A 13,763-nucleotide genomic window follows, 5' to 3' on the forward strand; every position below is an offset into this window, starting at 1 on the left:
GACTCATGCGCTGGGAGCAACTGCTGGTCGTTGTAGCGTCCAACCGCAGCGCGGATCGCAGCTTGCGTGATTAGACCCTTGCAGCACCGCCGAAGGTTTCGGAGCGACAGAGCGTGCGTGGATAGCAGCGCGCTGTTTTCGATGCTGCGGAATCCCTGAAGCAGCATTGGCGCATGTATCAGCGTCCGCTCATTGAGCGTGTAGTAGAGGAACCCGCAGAGCAAGTCCAGCCGCTCGAGGCCCATTTGTCGCAAGCGGTTCGGTGTCACCGCGGCTCCTCCAACTTATCCAGCAACGTGCCCACCAGCATGAACTCGACTTCAGTCTTGCCGCGATATTCGCGTCGCAGTACATCGAGGTAGCCGGGCACGCGGGCGGCGCATTGGTTGTTGATGGCGACAATACGAAGATCGTAAAGCGCCAACCCATGCAACGACCGCGAAAGTGATTCAGCTAGCAAAAACGGGCTCGCGTTGCTTTTTACATCGATTCCTGTACGCCCTCCGTCCAGGGCGATATCGCAGCTATCCCGGTCTGGATAGATGGTTGGGCTCAGTCCGCATTCCAACGCTTTTCGGTAGATCGCCAGCTCATCAATGCCAGGTGCAATCCAGTAGGCGAGCACATGGGGCTTCGCGATGCGCAATTCCTCGTGCTCTGGTTCAACTTCGCCGGTAGCTACTGGACGGTCAAACTGCTCGCACTGAGTCGTCCGACACGCAACATGTTGTGCTAGCCGAGCTCGTCCCATCGGAATTCTGCAACCTGGGCAGATATGCAGACGACCAGAAACGAGGTGGTGGGCTAATACGGGTTCGTAGCAAGACAGGAGGAAGCTGCGTGCGGGCTGTAGATCCTTGTCCCTTTCGAAGTCGCGCAGCTCAGCCAGCGTCGTTACTGGATGCTCGACAATGTAACTGCGTAACAGGGAATACACTTCCGCTGCTCGAACGGCGAACTGATCGGCTGTTGAACGCAACGCTTCGAACGCCAACTGCTCACGTAAGTCCAACTCGCTTTTTGTCTGAGTTGCCAGCTCGACGCAATCAAGAGTTGGTAGCCGCGCGTCGGGATCAATCAGACGTAGCGTGCGGTACGGGAATTCGGGATGGCGAAAAACGTCCAGCCCCCAAGCGGAATCGTTCAGGGGCAATGTGCATTTCTTCAGCAGATCGTGAACAGAGCCGGCGGTGTCCTCCTTGCCCTCTTTGATATAGAGGCCAGCTAGGATCATCATGGCTCGGGACAACATCGCATCAAGCGTGTTGTCGTGGATCACCGGCATGCCACGCCGCGCACTTTGATACTGTCCGACAATTCCTGCGGCGAGCAGTCGGGTGCATAGATAGGCGCGTTGCTGTAAATCCTCGACCACTTCTGGCAGGTCCGTCGCCTCTCTAGTTTCGGAGGGTTGCGGGCGAACCGAGCTAACGACGGCTTCTAAAATGCTGCCAACGCTTCGTGGCTGAACCCAGGCGGCTACCTCGTTGCGCTTCCAGCCGCAGTCCACCAAATAGCGTGCGGCGCAAAACTGCACCAAATGTAGCCAGAAAAAGCTCTTGCCATGAGCAGGCGAGATTATTTTCTGGCTCCGGTAATCCATTGCGGTCGCGCGGGTCCTTGGCGGCAAATGCCGGTTGGGTGCGACCGGGAATGATTCGGCAAGCGCGTTGGAGTGCATCACAAGCTCGTCAAGCGAGCCTGTCCAGTCGTGCTCTTCCTTTAGTGCTTCCCAGAGAGTCGGCATAACGCGGGATTAGAATATTCCAACGTGAAATTAGAATATTCCAATCTGCGCGTGTTGTCTATTGTCGTCTCCTTGGGAGGCAGTGGAACTCTGAGTAGGTGCACCTCACAATGCGCTTTCCTTCGCCGGCTGTAGGCCACTGGCACGGCATACGACGCCAGTTCATTCCCCCTCGGGCTCTGCAGCGACGCGAGAGTTGGGTTGGGCCTCCGGCTCATGGCTTTGCGAGCGCCGGACGTAGGTGGGCGGGATGCCCTGCTCTTCGAGCCGACGTACCGCCTTGGCAACTGCCGCGTTCGCACGTGCTAGAAACAGCTCGCCGGTCATGAAGCGACCGAGTTTGTCTGCCGACATAGCTTGCTCCATCTGGTCCGCATACAGAATACCGCTGTCGGCGGTGGCATGTATTGCCATCAACGGTCAGGCCCTCGGGTCGCAACCCTCTGATTTGTGCGGTGCGAAATTCAAATAGGCCACGAGTTACCGGTAGAACGGCCCCAGGAAAGGATCTAGGCGAATCAACGTGGCAGCTAGCTTCGATATTTTCTAGCCAATTTCGCTATTTTCCAATTTCCTTCGCTACGTCGACAGTGTTCTTGCCTTGAATTTTGAGTCCCGTGTTCTAGGTTGCACCTTGCGTGCAGGACAACCACGTTGCATTGAGCCGCAAGATCGCTGATCCCGCTCCACCAGCCCACACACCAAACAAGCTCAGTGATCTCGTTTCATTATTTTTCCGAGTCACGCGGTCGCGGCACAGCACAATGAACGCACGGCCTCGGACGTCGGTCCGACCTTTCGGATGTAGATGTCCGAGAGACCACGACTCGTTGAATGGGCCACCATGACGACTTCGAACATTAACGCCTTCTCATCGACTTCAATCTCGACCCACTCGCCGACTCTCGGATGGGTCGCATATGGGAGCCGGCCCAATCCCTTCGGGGCAGCCTCCGTAACGTCGATAGTGATCAACTCGTGGGCAGCTTGGTTCATGATGGTCCTGGTACGTTGCCGGCGGCTGGCCGACGATCAGGGCACTCGCGCGCCAGATTGTTTTCCGAGACTCAAATCTTGATGCGAAGCGCTAAGCCCCGTTGACCGGACGCGTGATGCGCGCTGTCATAGTTCCCGTACACGCCTTCAAAACGATGGACGTCCATCCCCGGGTCGTAGGTCTGCGCGACGTACACGAACTCAGGGTCCGTTTGCACACCAACTACATTGACTTCAGTTACCCAGTTCCCCTGCCGAACATCAGGTCGAGCCCGGTGAACACCGGCATACTGGTTCCCGCCCATTGCGTCATCAATCACAACGAATACTTTCATGACATTTCTGATCAGCTAAGAACGGTTTCGGTCTGCCCCACGGGAACAGCGCCGATGCGCTGCCACGGAAACGTTTCGGCGTCTGCAAGTTCGCGTACACGTATTTCAAACTCTTGTGCGGATGTGTACTCGGTGGTGGTGGCAGCGATCCGAACGATTTGTCGCGAGCTATCGAGTCCCGAAGCACCGACGTATTCGTGAGGCTCTACCTCGAAGTCCGCTCCGAGGGCGGATTGCAGAGCCGTGAGAGGGTCCTGCAACCGTCCCGACTGATCCCGAAGCTTCTTGGTGTGGAAGAACAAGACTTCCAGAATGTCGAACATGAAATCCTCTCCCTTGTTTTTCCGGGCTAAGCGTCTTCGTCAAATTCAACGTTTCCGTGTACCTGTACCACCCCACCCGCACCAACCGACCAAAGTTGAGCCTTGTGAATATCGCGCTGAATCGAGAACGCCTGTGATGGGTCGTACCACCGGTATCCAACACGAAAGGTTGTTCCCTGATACGTCATCTCGTATTCCCCGAGATTCCATTTTGGCTCCGCGCTGATTTTCTGGAAACCATAGGCGCTTATGAAAGCCATAAGTGCCTGCTCTCCAGTGATCGACGAAAAATCGTCGTACATTGACATAGATTTTTCCGTTGTTGCTATGGTTTCAGCCCGATCGCGTGCAGAGCACTATTGGTCAGCTTGGCGGACATTGCGGTCAATCGTTCGTGTTCGCGCATCGCCTTAACGAACATCGGATTGTTTTGGTCCGCGCATCCGGTCAGGGCCTGTGCGGCCGTCAGATCAGCGATCGCCTCAAGTTGGTCGTTGATTGCTGTGATGATTCGGGTGTATTGCTCGAAGTCCATGTTCTCCCCCTTATGGCTTTCTGCCGGCGCGGCCGGCGTTTTTCCTACGTGACTTGACGGCGGTCGATGCGGCCCTTCTCTCCGACAGCGAGGCCGATAGACCAAAGCACATCAACGACGATCTTATCGAAGACCGCTACAGCTACGTCGAACGCATTCTCGGCAGCGGCTGCGTCGCACGTGTGACCTTTGTGAATGATGTCGTTCCGCAGATCTTGCACACGCTTGCTCTCATCAATGAGCGCGACTGAAACACCATCTCGACTTACAGTTGCAATGTCTAGATTGGCCAGTTCTTGAAAGAGACGCGATAGCAGGCTTCGGTAGCGATCAAAACCTGTCTGCCCGACTGCGTGCTTCACGATGATTTCAGCCAGGCCATCGTTGTGGACAAGGCCGTAGACGATGGGCTGCAGGAGCGTTGCCTTCAAGAACAACTCGATTGTCGTGGCACAAAACACGACAGCCGCTGGGTGATGTCCGTTTGCCTTGAGACGCTTAGCCTCCTGAAGCGCGTCGACGGCGGGTCGCATAACCATTGGATTGGCTAGATAGAACGATCTCAGGCGATCTGCCGTGAACTCGCTAATCGCTTGGATGCGGTGCTCCGAATACAACTCATCGCCGATGCGCTCGTACATTTCATCCATCGCCGCATCGTGCTCGTCGTAGCTCATTGTGTTTCCTTGTGCTCAGCCTTCGCCATCGCTTGATTCAGTTGTGCTCACGTTTGCCGAGTGGGTCATGACGACTCCGGTCTGCATGCTAACAACCCGCCACGGAAAGCCATTGCAATTGGCGATAGCCCATCGCGCTGCCTGGCCTTCAAGGTAAAAGTTGTCCTCGCCGAAAGCATCGGGGCGTCCCCGAGCATCGAGAGCATCCACGATCGCTGAGTATCTTTCTTCTGGCATCTATATCTCCAAGGATGGCATCCAGCCTTTTCCCGAGTCATCGCGGCACGTGGTTCCACGCACGAACGACATCCGCAAAAAACTGGCGCTCAGGCAAGGTTGGTCCGGCCATCAACTGAGGCCCCATGAATCCGCACGCATCACACTGCACATATCCAACACTCATGGACCGCACAGTCGCAAGTTTTTCGCGTTCTCTGCACTTTGGGCATGGAGCGCACGTTAGCGTATCGAAGTTGGCCAGCCAGCGGCGAAGCGCCAAGTCAGCAAGCAGCTGACCATCAGGCATTTCTACCACCGGACCGAAATTGAACGACGTTGGAAGCCCTGGAGGAATCTTGGCAAGTTCTTCCTTAACCTTGGCTGCGAAAGTTGATGCATCGGCATCTTCGAAAACGACTTCCGCGTCAGGTCCGCGGCCCATCTTGAATTTGTACGTACTCATTGTGAGTGTTCCTACCCTCTTGCGAAGCTGATCACTTCAGCGGAAGGACTTATGCAGCATGGGTTAGAAGGGCAGTAACTGCCGCAGTAATGCCAGACGCCACGATGTTTCCCGCCGCGCCCTCGCATATGGTCTTGAGGGAGGAAAGGGCGCGGCGAAGCTTCCCAACATCGGGTGACGCTTGCCGGGATTCCGTTGTAAGTTCGTCCAGCACGCGGCTTGCCTCTGCGGCGACCGACTGCGGCAAAGCGGGCAGGGAGGCTTTCGCCTGCTCAACTAGGTCACGCACGCGCTCGACCGACAGCGATCCGTGCACGGTTTGATGGTTCGCCACGTTGGCATGATCCGAAACGTTGCCGACTACGCCTGCATTCTGAATGAAGAACTGTTGTGTCACGGGGCGAGCCTCCTTTTGCTCGTTTGGGGTGAATGACATGTTCTCGCCACGCACGCCAGCCTGTTCGAGTTCAATGCTCCAATTGAGCGTTAGGTTTCGCACCGCGTCAAAAATTCCAGCAAGGTGGCCTTTCGACAAACGTATTGCGAAACGGGTCTGTTCTTGGAACAGCTTCTGCAGAATTCGCTCGAGTTCAAACGGGTAAGGCAGAAGGGCATGGTCGCTATCGTCGCTGAGCAGTGGCTCGATAGACCCGAGGGACTGACAAATCCTTGCCTCCGCGCACATTTCGTCCATTTCGGCGTCCGGAAGCTGCGCCGGTATCCACCCTCGAAAAGGATTCATGGCGCGACATTCGCCTCGGAGAATCCGATACTTCGGAAGCGACTGCAGGTCGGGGTATCCGTTTAGCTCATGGTCGATCCAGTCTATCGCGTCGGGAAGTTTGAGCTTGGCTGCGACCAGTTTCGCCGTGCGGACAAGTTGCACGACTGAGGTGTTGTCATCAAGCGCAAGGCGTTGCAGTTCAAGTACCAGCGGAAGGCTCATAGGTAAGGCGGCGAAAGGCGCGGTAGTCACTACAATTTTCTGTCTTGTTGCGAGCGTTCAAGCAAGCAGCACCGGATCAATAACTCGACACATAGGGCCGGCCTTGGTCAAACAGCCATTGCCAGTTCTTGTTGTACGCGTTGGCCAGATCGCGGCGGTTCCAGATCACCAGCGCGTTTTCCGAGTTCTTGTTTGCGGCCGCATCGCTGTAGTTGTAGCTCCCTGTCTGTACGTGCAGGCCGTCGATCACGGCGTATTTGCTGTGCTGGATGGCATAGGCGTCGATCGTCCGAGTCGGAATTCCTTCATTTACCAGCAGGTTGAGCGCCGCCCGTGCGGCTTTGCTGCTGTTGTTGTGCTTGTAATCGACTACCACCGCAACATCCACGCCGCGCTTTTTCGCGTCGAGCATTGCACGCACAACCTTCGGCGATGTGAACGAGTAAGCCGCGAGCCGCACACTACGGCGTGCGCTGGCGATCGATCGTAGTACCAATGCCTCGGCAGTACCATCCGGCGAAAATCCAACCTCGATTGATTGCCCCGTCGTCTCCGGCATGGCAGCCGCAGGCAGCGTCACGGCTGTGCACAGCAAGCTCAGGAGAATTGCAGATAGTTTTTGCTTCAGCATTCCTTTTCCTTGTGCCGCTCGCAGGGCATTTTCGCGTCCGCGAAAATCTGGTGCGATCAGCGTTTGTCGCAGTTGCTCTGCTCATTCCTAAGCAGCGTAATCTTGTGGTTGGCGGTCTCCGCCAGCAATCGATGTCAAGACCGCATTGTTTGGTTGATTGCCCGATTTCTGCGGCCACGGGGCCTGTTATCAACTGCCTCGTGGCTGCGACGACTGCGCAGCGCGACGCTTGATGTCGATCTTGGAAGCAATAGGCAAGGCGATGAACTCCGCTTCTTGCATTTCGCCCCACTCCTTCGTAAACGGGAGATAGACGCAGATGATCCAACTGTCGCCCGACCTGCGACCGGCATATGGGTGAAGGATCTCCCCGTCCGAGCTCGTGCGATCGAAGCGGAATAGTCCCTTTCTCGGGTAGGGCTCGCCTTTGAGCCGTGCGTCCGTCATCCGCGTCACCGCCTCGTTGGGGAAGTTCGGATGCCCGGACGAGCGTGCCTCAGCGATCGAAGCACGGATATGGTCCTCTTCAGTCAGGTGCGCGTCTTCTATCTCGGTCTCGTCGAGCACCGCTTCCTCAACCATGTAGGGCGGCCCTTCGTACCAGACCGGGTCGTCTTCGATGAGCCGAATGGCGGTGACGGTGCGTGTGCCGACGTCTGTGCAGCGCCACCAGAACGGGCCGCAAATGAATTCGAGGCCGATATGGAAGTCAGAGAGATTCATGCCAGTCACCGTTTTTACGTTGTATCCGAGGTTCATTCGAACTGAGTCTGGAAACTGGAAGTCGCCAAACACCCAGACTTCCGGGGGCCCAGCTGGATGAACACACATAAGAATGCCCGACTCAACTTTGCCCGTCGATTGGAAATGGTTCAGGACATCACCGAACACAGCCTGAGCGCGCCTTGCGCGGCGGCTGGCCGTGGTGTCACGGCGCCGACGGCACACAAGTGGCTGGGCGCTATCTGGCTGGTGGTGTGGCGGCGCACCATCAACGCGGCCAAGGCATCGTTTATCGTGGAGCTATTTTCGTTGCGCCGGTAAGAGGCCGATGATTGTTGCGCTCAGAATTTTGCGGCGATCGCGTTGGCGAATGCTTCCACCCCCTTGCTTGGCTTATGCTGGATCTGCGTGTAAACCCACTGCCTGTAGAACTCGATCGCTCCTACCCAGCCGCTTTCTTTGACGACATCCACCATGAAGCCCCCGAGTTTTGGTGGCTCAATGCGTTCCCCGGTGTGGTGGCGGATGTACGCTAGCGCGAGCGATCCGGTCGCCTTACTTTCTTTTCTCTCTAGGTCGATCAAGTAGTGCCACACTCCGCCGCGGTGGAGTTCTGCCACAACGTAGCCTCTTGGCGCAGCGTGAGGTTCGTTAGAGGTGAGATGCCAGTTGCGAATATTCCTGATTTTTCTTGGAAGGTAATTCACAACATGTTCCCCAACCTTTCGGTGATTTACGGATGCCGCAAGCGTGGCAAAACGTATCCCCCGCTCAGCCAAGATTTCGAGGGCCTTTAAGAACTCGTCAAGCTTCACCGGGAGGCTTGGTGTCGGCTGCGCGTCGATGTCTACCTCCGCCAAGCCGCTGGAGTTGCCTTGTGGCTCCCCTGTGGTGCCTCGACCGCCGAAGTCTGCACCGTCTTCCGGCCGCACAAGGGGTCTCCCCTGATACTTCTGCACTTCTTTGGGATTGCTAACGAGAGTTAGGCCCACGGGTGTGAATCCTCCGCAGGCTTCCAGGATTAGCTTGTCAAGATTCGCAGCGGGGTCTCGGACCGAGGTCGTAGGTTGAACTGGGTCACCCTGCGTCACCGGACTCCTAACTGTGGAACCGAAGGCGTAGGGAAGATCCGGGTCGTCGGCATTTTCCCCTTGCTTGGCGTTATTTTTGCGCTCAATAACGAGGTTGTCGAAAATAAGGCGCACGCTCAGATCAACAATCTCGGTCGCAAGGAAACCCCAAAGCATTTTCTTCTTGCCGTTGCGCTTCACCTCGAAAGGTAGAAATTTTCCGCGCACTCGCAGCTTTGCAGGATTCGAAAACGGCAGACCGAATTGGATGTGTGTCTCGGGGTAGCTACCGCCGCGTGAGCGGTCGAAGTTGGCACTTTGAGTGATGAGCGTGCGGCGGAATCCTGCGAGCTGTTCGCGAGCAACAGGGTCAGCTACCAAGTTGGCCAGTGTATGCGCCTCACTGTCGTGAAAGTCTTTGAACAATGTCACCTTGTAGGTGTCTGGCTGGCCTTGGAGGAAGCCATGTTCCGGATCAACGATCTTGTTGATTTCACCAAAAACCAGGCGTCGTATCGCTTTTGCTGAGGTGACCGCGCATGTCTGGAAGAGGACGGTGGACGGTATTGCGACAAGCTGCAGATTGGGGGTGGGGTTATACGCAACAGCGAGCTGTGATCCCGCGACTTCTTTGCTGGCATCTCTGCCAATGGAGTAGCGCTGAGGTGACAGGAGTGGGACAGACTCGCCATCGACCCTGACGCTCCCGTCGAACCGGACAAGCTCGATTTGATTGTATTGAAGGTTGAGTTCAACTTCGTCATGTGGTTGCGGTGGAGCATGTGCGACTCCGTCGATCCACATCGTTCCAACCTTCAAGAATGGAAGCAGCCCTATCTTGACTGGCACAACTCGGTGTGCCCGTGGCTCCGAAAGTGCGGGGGTAGAGAGAAGTTTGCCGGGAACAGGCTGTTTCAGCTCAGATAGGTAGGCGAGGATGTGAGGTTCGCTTTGAGAGCTACCGCTGTAATCGATTCTTCCCAGCCAATCGAGTCGCCACGGGCGGTCATTGAATCGGAACTCCTCTATCTGCACAGTCATTCGGGCGGCGACCTAGTGTTGTCGATCGCACATAATGTGCCTTCATCTCTTCAAGTTTGGAAGAGTCGCAAATAATTTACCTTCTTACAGCCGCCGCCGACCATCGCCACCGCCGATGCCGTATGGTGCGGCGCCCGGAACGGCCGCACCTTCCAGCGCTTGGCATCGAAGCCGCGCGTGGTCAGGCTCATTACAGCGGCGGCGGAGAGGGCTTCGTCATCGCTCATGTCGGGCAGCAGGCCCGGAAAGCGCTGCGCGAGCATCGATTTGCCGGTGCCGGGCGGGCCGATCATCAGCATCGAATGGCCGCCCGCAGCCGCCACTTCCAATGCGCGCCGCGCCTGCGGCTGGCCGCGCACGTCCGAAAGGTCGGGATAGCGGATATCGGCATCGACCGGCGCAGGCAATGCGGGCGCAAGTTTGCGGTCGGGCGCGCTAAGGTGGTCGCATACCTCGATGAGCGTACGCGCAGGCAGAACCTTGGTACCGCTGACGAGCGCAGCTTCAGCTGCGTTCTCAGTGGGCAGCACGAAGGCGCGCGTGAGCGGCGTTTCGCCATCTGCGGATGCGGGGTTGCGCGACAGTGCATACGCCATCGCCAGCGCACCGCGAATTGGCCGCAGATCGCCCGACAGCGACAACTCGCCTGCAAACTCGTGCGCATCCAGATGCGTGTGCGGAATCTGCCGGCTCGCGGCGAGGATGCCCAACGCGATCGCCAAATCAAATCGCCCGGACTCTTTCGGCAGATCCGCCGGCGCCAGATTGACGGTGATGCGCCGCGCCGGAAACTCGAAGCGGCTGTTCTGGATGGCCGCGCGCACACGGTCCTTGCTCTCCTTCACCTCGGTGTCGGGCAACCCGACGATGGTGAACGACGGCAGCCCGTTGGCCAGATGCACCTCCACGGACACTGCTGGCGCATCGATGCCGGAAAGCGCGCGTGAACGCAGGACGGCGAGGCTCATCGCGGCGTTCTCCGATTGACATGACGAACGGAACAGAGAGCAGGGCAGGGATGCATGGCGTGTCAGTGCGCGGCGTAAGAGGAACCTGCCACTGTGCCAGCCGGGCCATGCCGTGATATCGGCGTGCATTCAAATTTGACGCGTAGTCTGAATGCAAAAAAAAACCGGAGCACGTGGCTCCGGTGTTGTTGTCGGCAGATCCGATCAGGGGAACGCTGGCATCGCTGAGTCTTCACCGCTGAAGCGGCCTTCAGGGTGCGTGTTCTGCAGCAGGGCACGCACTTCCGGCACGCGCGAGCGCGGTACGTCCACCATCAACAGAATCTGCCCATCCTCTACCGCCTGCTTGAACGGTTTGAGGCGGCTGTTCGGCACGGAACTGCCGATCATGCTGGAGGCCCACGCGCCAAACAGCGCGCCGACCACGGTTGTGATGCCGACCATCCCCCACTGCGGACCTTCGCCGATGATCGGGAACAGCGCGGCCACCACGCCCGCTGCCACGCCCGCACCGCCGCCGATCACCAGCCCGTTCTGGGTGGCATGGACGATGTCTGAGGTCTGGAGCAGGTTGGCCTCGTGCAGGCCGGTGAGGTCGGCGCCTTCCTTGGCGACGAAGTGGATGTGGCGCTCGGTGATGCGCGCCAACAGGAGGTCATTCATGACACGCCGGGCGCTGGCGACGTCCGGCAAGAGAAAGTAGAGGCGATGCTGCATGATCTTCTCCTCAAGCGCTGCTGCGCGTGCGTCTTAAGGACGTTCTAGATCAGTTCACCAGCCGCAACAAGGCGGCGCATCGAACTTTTCGCTGTGCGCCGCAGCACGGGTGTCGCGGCGGGCACAGCGAGGGGCGATAGCTGCACCCGGCGTGATGCCGGGCGCTCGCGCATTACTGGCCAGTGCTTGCCGGGGCGGCAGTCTTGAGCTGCGCTTCGAGCGCGGCCACGCGCGTCTCCAGCTCTTCCAGGCGGGCGCGGGTGCGGGCCAGCACCTGCGACTGCACATCAAATTCCTCGCGCGTGACCAGATCAAGCTTGGAGAAGCCCTGGGTCATCATTGCGCGCACGTTCTTCTCGATGTCGGCGGCCGGTGAGTTGCGCAGTGCCTCGGTCACGCGGTTCTGAAAGTCGGTAAAGAGATCGGTGGGTTTCATTGAGGTTCTCCGAGGGTCATGCTGCCTGCGCCAAGCCGGTGCATGCACCGCTTTTGTGCGCGGGGATTGCCGTGCCTTGGTGCGCAGAGCGGCACAAGGCGCGTGGTTTCGGTGCTGCAGGCGTGGATGCTACCCGTTGAGCGCTTCCAACTCCACAAATCCCGGCAAGTCTCGCTGCGATGCGGCATTGCCGGTGCCGTCCAAACGGGGACAGATTCAGCGTCTGCCGCCCCGGAACATCAGGCTGGGCCGTGACACGGTGTTGAAATCACTCTATCACATGGCTTTTTACGCGCCAGGGCGGGCCGAGGCCGTGTCAGACAGATCAGCCTGCGGCAACCGTTGGCGGGTGGCGTGCGTCACCTGGCCGATCCGTCCCCAATTTCCCTTGCTCCTCCCCCAAGCTGCGCGCGGCGTCACGGTCGAAGAAACCCTCCAACTTCACTACATCGACATGGCATGACAGTTGCAGAACTGGAGCGACTTTTTTGACGTTTCCACGTTCCGTTGTTGCGACTTTCTAAAGGGGGAGAGCCGTTATGAAGAAATTTGCGTACGCAGCCAGTGTGGTGTTGTTGACCGGTGTCGCCGCCGGTATGACTCAAAGCGCCATCGCCCAGACTGCGCCCGCCGCTCCGGCGGCCGATGCACCTGCCGCAGCACCCGCTCCGGCACCTGCACTGACTGCCAACGTCACGCTGGCCAGCCAATACCGCTATCGCGGCATCATGCAGACCAACAACAAGCCCGCCATCCAGGGCGGCTTTGATTACGCCATTCCGGGTGGCGTGCTGCCTGAGGGCTTCTACATCGGCAACTGGAACTCGTCGATCAGCTGGTTGAGCGATTCCAACTCGAGCGTCTCCGCACCCATCGAGATGGACTTCTACGGTGGCTACAAGACCGAGATCGTCAAGGACGTGCCCATCGACGTGGGCGTGCTGCAGTACTACTACCCGGGCAGCTATCCCGACGGTTTCACGCGGCCGCATACGACCGAAGGCTATGCGCAGATCGGCTATGGCCCGGTCACGTTCAAGTACTCGCATGCGTTCTCGAACCTGTTCGGCACGCCCGATTCGCACCACAGCCAGTACTTTGATCTGTCGGGCAACTTCGACACCGGCTTCTGGGGCCTGACGCTGAACCTGCACGTCGGCTATCAGCAAGTGCCGCACCAGACCGTGCGTGCCTCGTATGCCGACTGGAAGGTCGGCGTGACGAAGGACTTCGGCAGCGGCTGGACGGCATCGCTGGCGTACATCGACACCAATGCTTCGCGCGCGTTCTACACCAACACGCGCAACAGCTACATGGGCAAGGCGACGGCCCTGCTGTCGGTCACCAAGACTTTCTAACAAACGAGGCGAGGCGGCGCTCATTGAGCAACAGCAGGGCGCTGCCAATCGAGGAGGAATCCAGCATGAAACTCATCATGGCGGTCATCAAGCCGTTCAAGCTCGACGAAGTCCGCGAGGCGTTGTCCGAAGTCGGTGTGTCGGGCATCACCGTGACGGAAGTCAAGGGGTTCGGGCGCCAGAAAGGTCACACGGAGCTGTACCGTGGCGCCGAGTACATCGTCGACTTCCTGCCTAAAGTGAAGATCGAGGTGGCCGTGCCCGACGACGTGCTCGAGCGCGCCGTCGAAGCCATCGAAAAATCCGCACGCACCGGCAAGATCGGCGACGGCAAGATCTTCGTTGCCGATGTCGAGCAAGTCATCCGCATCCGCACCGGCGAGACCGGCGGCGACGCACTATAAGCACCACAGCCCAAGGAAGAGGTCCACACATGAAAACCTGGTTCACACGATTCCTGACGGCGGGGGCCGTCGCTGCGGTGCTTGCAGGCGCCGTACTGTCCGCACCGGCTGTGGCGCAGGACAAGCCGGCGGCATCTGCGCCGGCCGCTGAAGCCAGCGCCGCCCCGGCTGCCG

19 protein-coding genes and 2 pseudogenes are annotated in these 13,763 nt (G+C 58.4%); 4 read left to right on the top strand and 17 right to left on the bottom strand.

Annotated elements, in window-relative coordinates; all coding sequences use genetic code 11:
- From C404_RS60720 to C404_RS49910, 13 genes are all read right to left on the bottom strand, one after another.
- On the bottom strand, nucleotides 1–269 hold a 269-nt coding region (locus C404_RS60720; protein WP_235180665.1), incomplete at its 3' end, for a hypothetical protein.
- Nucleotides 266–1,681 carry a restriction endonuclease-related protein gene (locus tag C404_RS49865; protein ID WP_152524474.1) on the bottom strand — a complete coding sequence of 472 codons (1,416 nt, stop codon included), beginning with the start codon at nucleotides 1,679–1,681 and terminating at the stop codon, nucleotides 266–268. The genes C404_RS60720 and C404_RS49865, both read right to left, overlap by 4 nt.
- A 228-nt stretch (nucleotides 1,682–1,909) precedes the next feature.
- Nucleotides 1,910–2,101 carry a hypothetical protein gene (locus tag C404_RS0130265; RefSeq protein ID WP_031329803.1) on the bottom strand — a complete coding sequence of 64 codons (192 nt, stop codon included), beginning with the start codon at nucleotides 2,099–2,101 and terminating at the stop codon, nucleotides 1,910–1,912.
- A 387-nt stretch (nucleotides 2,102–2,488) separates the two neighbouring features.
- Nucleotides 2,489–2,743: a hypothetical protein gene (locus C404_RS49870; protein ID WP_021196322.1), complete on the bottom strand. Its 255-nt coding sequence runs from the start codon at nucleotides 2,741–2,743 to the stop codon at nucleotides 2,489–2,491.
- 71 nt (nucleotides 2,744–2,814) lie between these two features.
- Nucleotides 2,815–3,078 carry a hypothetical protein gene (locus C404_RS49875; protein WP_021196323.1) on the bottom strand — a complete coding sequence of 88 codons (264 nt, stop codon included), beginning with the start codon at nucleotides 3,076–3,078 and terminating at the stop codon, nucleotides 2,815–2,817.
- Nucleotides 3,079–3,089: 11 nt separating this feature from the next.
- A complete protein-coding gene (locus C404_RS49880) occupies nucleotides 3,090–3,401 on the bottom strand; it encodes a hypothetical protein (RefSeq protein WP_021196324.1) in 312 nt (103 codons plus the stop codon).
- Nucleotides 3,402–3,427: 26 nt separating this feature from the next.
- Nucleotides 3,428–3,709, bottom strand: a complete 282-nt coding sequence (locus C404_RS49885) for a hypothetical protein (RefSeq protein ID WP_021196325.1) — start codon at nucleotides 3,707–3,709, stop codon at nucleotides 3,428–3,430.
- A gap of 17 nt (nucleotides 3,710–3,726) precedes the next feature.
- Nucleotides 3,727–3,936: a hypothetical protein gene (locus tag C404_RS49890; RefSeq protein ID WP_021196326.1), complete on the bottom strand. Its 210-nt coding sequence runs from the start codon at nucleotides 3,934–3,936 to the stop codon at nucleotides 3,727–3,729.
- Between the two features lie 44 nt (nucleotides 3,937–3,980).
- Nucleotides 3,981–4,613 carry a hypothetical protein gene (locus C404_RS49895; protein WP_021196327.1) on the bottom strand — a complete coding sequence of 211 codons (633 nt, stop codon included), beginning with the start codon at nucleotides 4,611–4,613 and terminating at the stop codon, nucleotides 3,981–3,983.
- A 274-nt stretch (nucleotides 4,614–4,887) separates the two neighbouring features.
- Nucleotides 4,888–5,295: a hypothetical protein gene (locus tag C404_RS60070; RefSeq protein WP_152524475.1), complete on the bottom strand. Its 408-nt coding sequence runs from the start codon at nucleotides 5,293–5,295 to the stop codon at nucleotides 4,888–4,890.
- A 49-nt stretch (nucleotides 5,296–5,344) separates the two neighbouring features.
- Entirely contained in the window at nucleotides 5,345–6,241 is an 897-nt protein-coding gene (locus tag C404_RS49900; RefSeq protein WP_021196328.1) for an AbiTii domain-containing protein, read from the bottom strand.
- A 76-nt stretch (nucleotides 6,242–6,317) separates the two neighbouring features.
- Entirely contained in the window at nucleotides 6,318–6,872 is a 555-nt protein-coding gene (locus C404_RS49905) for a phospholipase D family nuclease (protein ID WP_021196329.1), read from the bottom strand.
- Between the two features lie 189 nt (nucleotides 6,873–7,061).
- Entirely contained in the window at nucleotides 7,062–7,595 is a 534-nt protein-coding gene (locus tag C404_RS49910; protein WP_031329805.1) for a hypothetical protein, read from the bottom strand.
- Nucleotides 7,596–7,691: 96 nt separating this feature from the next.
- Between C404_RS49910 and C404_RS60075 the strand changes: the two are divergent.
- Nucleotides 7,692–7,858 (top strand): annotated as a pseudogene (locus C404_RS60075) (IS481 family transposase); the annotation flags it as partial.
- 78 nt (nucleotides 7,859–7,936) lie between these two features.
- Here C404_RS60075 and C404_RS49915 read toward each other — a convergent pair.
- From C404_RS49915 to C404_RS49930, 4 genes and pseudogenes are all read right to left on the bottom strand, one after another.
- Nucleotides 7,937–9,469, bottom strand: coding sequence for a hypothetical protein (locus C404_RS49915; protein WP_021196332.1), 1,533 nt, complete (start codon nucleotides 9,467–9,469; stop codon nucleotides 7,937–7,939).
- 326 nt (nucleotides 9,470–9,795) lie between these two features.
- Nucleotides 9,796–10,674: pseudogene (locus tag C404_RS49920) on the bottom strand (YifB family Mg chelatase-like AAA ATPase); the annotation flags it as partial.
- Between the two features lie 204 nt (nucleotides 10,675–10,878).
- The gene (locus tag C404_RS49925; RefSeq protein WP_021196334.1) at nucleotides 10,879–11,391 is read right to left on the bottom strand and encodes a hypothetical protein; all 513 of its coding nucleotides are present in this window, start codon (nucleotides 11,389–11,391) and stop codon (nucleotides 10,879–10,881) included.
- Between the two features lie 172 nt (nucleotides 11,392–11,563).
- Nucleotides 11,564–11,827, bottom strand: a complete 264-nt coding sequence (locus tag C404_RS49930) for an accessory factor UbiK family protein (RefSeq protein ID WP_021196335.1) — start codon at nucleotides 11,825–11,827, stop codon at nucleotides 11,564–11,566.
- 136 nt (nucleotides 11,828–11,963) lie between these two features.
- Here C404_RS49930 and C404_RS60080 point away from each other — a divergent pair, with 136 nt between their 5' ends.
- From C404_RS60080 to C404_RS49940, 3 genes are all read left to right on the top strand, one after another.
- Nucleotides 11,964–12,290: a hypothetical protein gene (locus C404_RS60080; protein WP_152524476.1), complete on the top strand. Its 327-nt coding sequence runs from the start codon at nucleotides 11,964–11,966 to the stop codon at nucleotides 12,288–12,290.
- A gap of 76 nt (nucleotides 12,291–12,366) precedes the next feature.
- Nucleotides 12,367–13,185, top strand: a complete 819-nt coding sequence (locus C404_RS49935; protein WP_021196336.1) for a TorF family putative porin — start codon at nucleotides 12,367–12,369, stop codon at nucleotides 13,183–13,185.
- A 65-nt stretch (nucleotides 13,186–13,250) separates the two neighbouring features.
- The gene (locus C404_RS49940; protein ID WP_021196337.1) at nucleotides 13,251–13,589 is read left to right on the top strand and encodes a P-II family nitrogen regulator; all 339 of its coding nucleotides are present in this window, start codon (nucleotides 13,251–13,253) and stop codon (nucleotides 13,587–13,589) included.
- The last annotated feature ends 174 nt before the right edge of the window (nucleotides 13,590–13,763 follow it).

This window comes from Ralstonia sp. AU12-08, from assembly GCF_000442475.1.
GTDB lineage: Bacteria > Pseudomonadota > Gammaproteobacteria > Burkholderiales > Burkholderiaceae > Ralstonia > Ralstonia insidiosa.

Coding starts and splice junctions, on each gene's coding strand:
- C404_RS49930 (WP_021196335.1), bottom strand. CDS start 11,827: ATGAAACCCACCGATCTCTTTACCGACTTTCAGAACCGCGTGACCGAG.
- C404_RS49900 (WP_021196328.1), bottom strand. CDS start 6,241: ATGAGCCTTCCGCTGGTACTTGAACTGCAACGCCTTGCGCTTGATGAC.
- C404_RS49910 (WP_031329805.1), bottom strand. CDS start 7,595: ATGAATCTCTCTGACTTCCATATCGGCCTCGAATTCATTTGCGGCCCG.
- C404_RS49890 (WP_021196326.1), bottom strand. CDS start 3,936: ATGGACTTCGAGCAATACACCCGAATCATCACAGCAATCAACGACCAA.
- C404_RS49940 (WP_021196337.1), top strand. CDS start 13,251: ATGAAACTCATCATGGCGGTCATCAAGCCGTTCAAGCTCGACGAAGTC.
- C404_RS49895 (WP_021196327.1), bottom strand. CDS start 4,613: ATGAGCTACGACGAGCACGATGCGGCGATGGATGAAATGTACGAGCGC.
- C404_RS49865 (WP_152524474.1), bottom strand. CDS start 1,681: ATGCACTCCAACGCGCTTGCCGAATCATTCCCGGTCGCACCCAACCGG.
- C404_RS49885 (WP_021196325.1), bottom strand. CDS start 3,709: ATGTCAATGTACGACGATTTTTCGTCGATCACTGGAGAGCAGGCACTT.
- C404_RS49915 (WP_021196332.1), bottom strand. CDS start 9,469: ATGTGGATCGACGGAGTCGCACATGCTCCACCGCAACCACATGACGAA.
- C404_RS0130265 (WP_031329803.1), bottom strand. CDS start 2,101: ATGTCGGCAGACAAACTCGGTCGCTTCATGACCGGCGAGCTGTTTCTA.
- C404_RS60070 (WP_152524475.1), bottom strand. CDS start 5,295: ATGAGTACGTACAAATTCAAGATGGGCCGCGGACCTGACGCGGAAGTC.
- C404_RS49905 (WP_021196329.1), bottom strand. CDS start 6,872: ATGCTGAAGCAAAAACTATCTGCAATTCTCCTGAGCTTGCTGTGCACA.
- C404_RS49935 (WP_021196336.1), top strand. CDS start 12,367: ATGAAGAAATTTGCGTACGCAGCCAGTGTGGTGTTGTTGACCGGTGTC.
- C404_RS49925 (WP_021196334.1), bottom strand. CDS start 11,391: ATGCAGCATCGCCTCTACTTTCTCTTGCCGGACGTCGCCAGCGCCCGG.
- C404_RS49870 (WP_021196322.1), bottom strand. CDS start 2,743: ATGAACCAAGCTGCCCACGAGTTGATCACTATCGACGTTACGGAGGCT.
- C404_RS49875 (WP_021196323.1), bottom strand. CDS start 3,078: ATGAAAGTATTCGTTGTGATTGATGACGCAATGGGCGGGAACCAGTAT.
- C404_RS49880 (WP_021196324.1), bottom strand. CDS start 3,401: ATGTTCGACATTCTGGAAGTCTTGTTCTTCCACACCAAGAAGCTTCGG.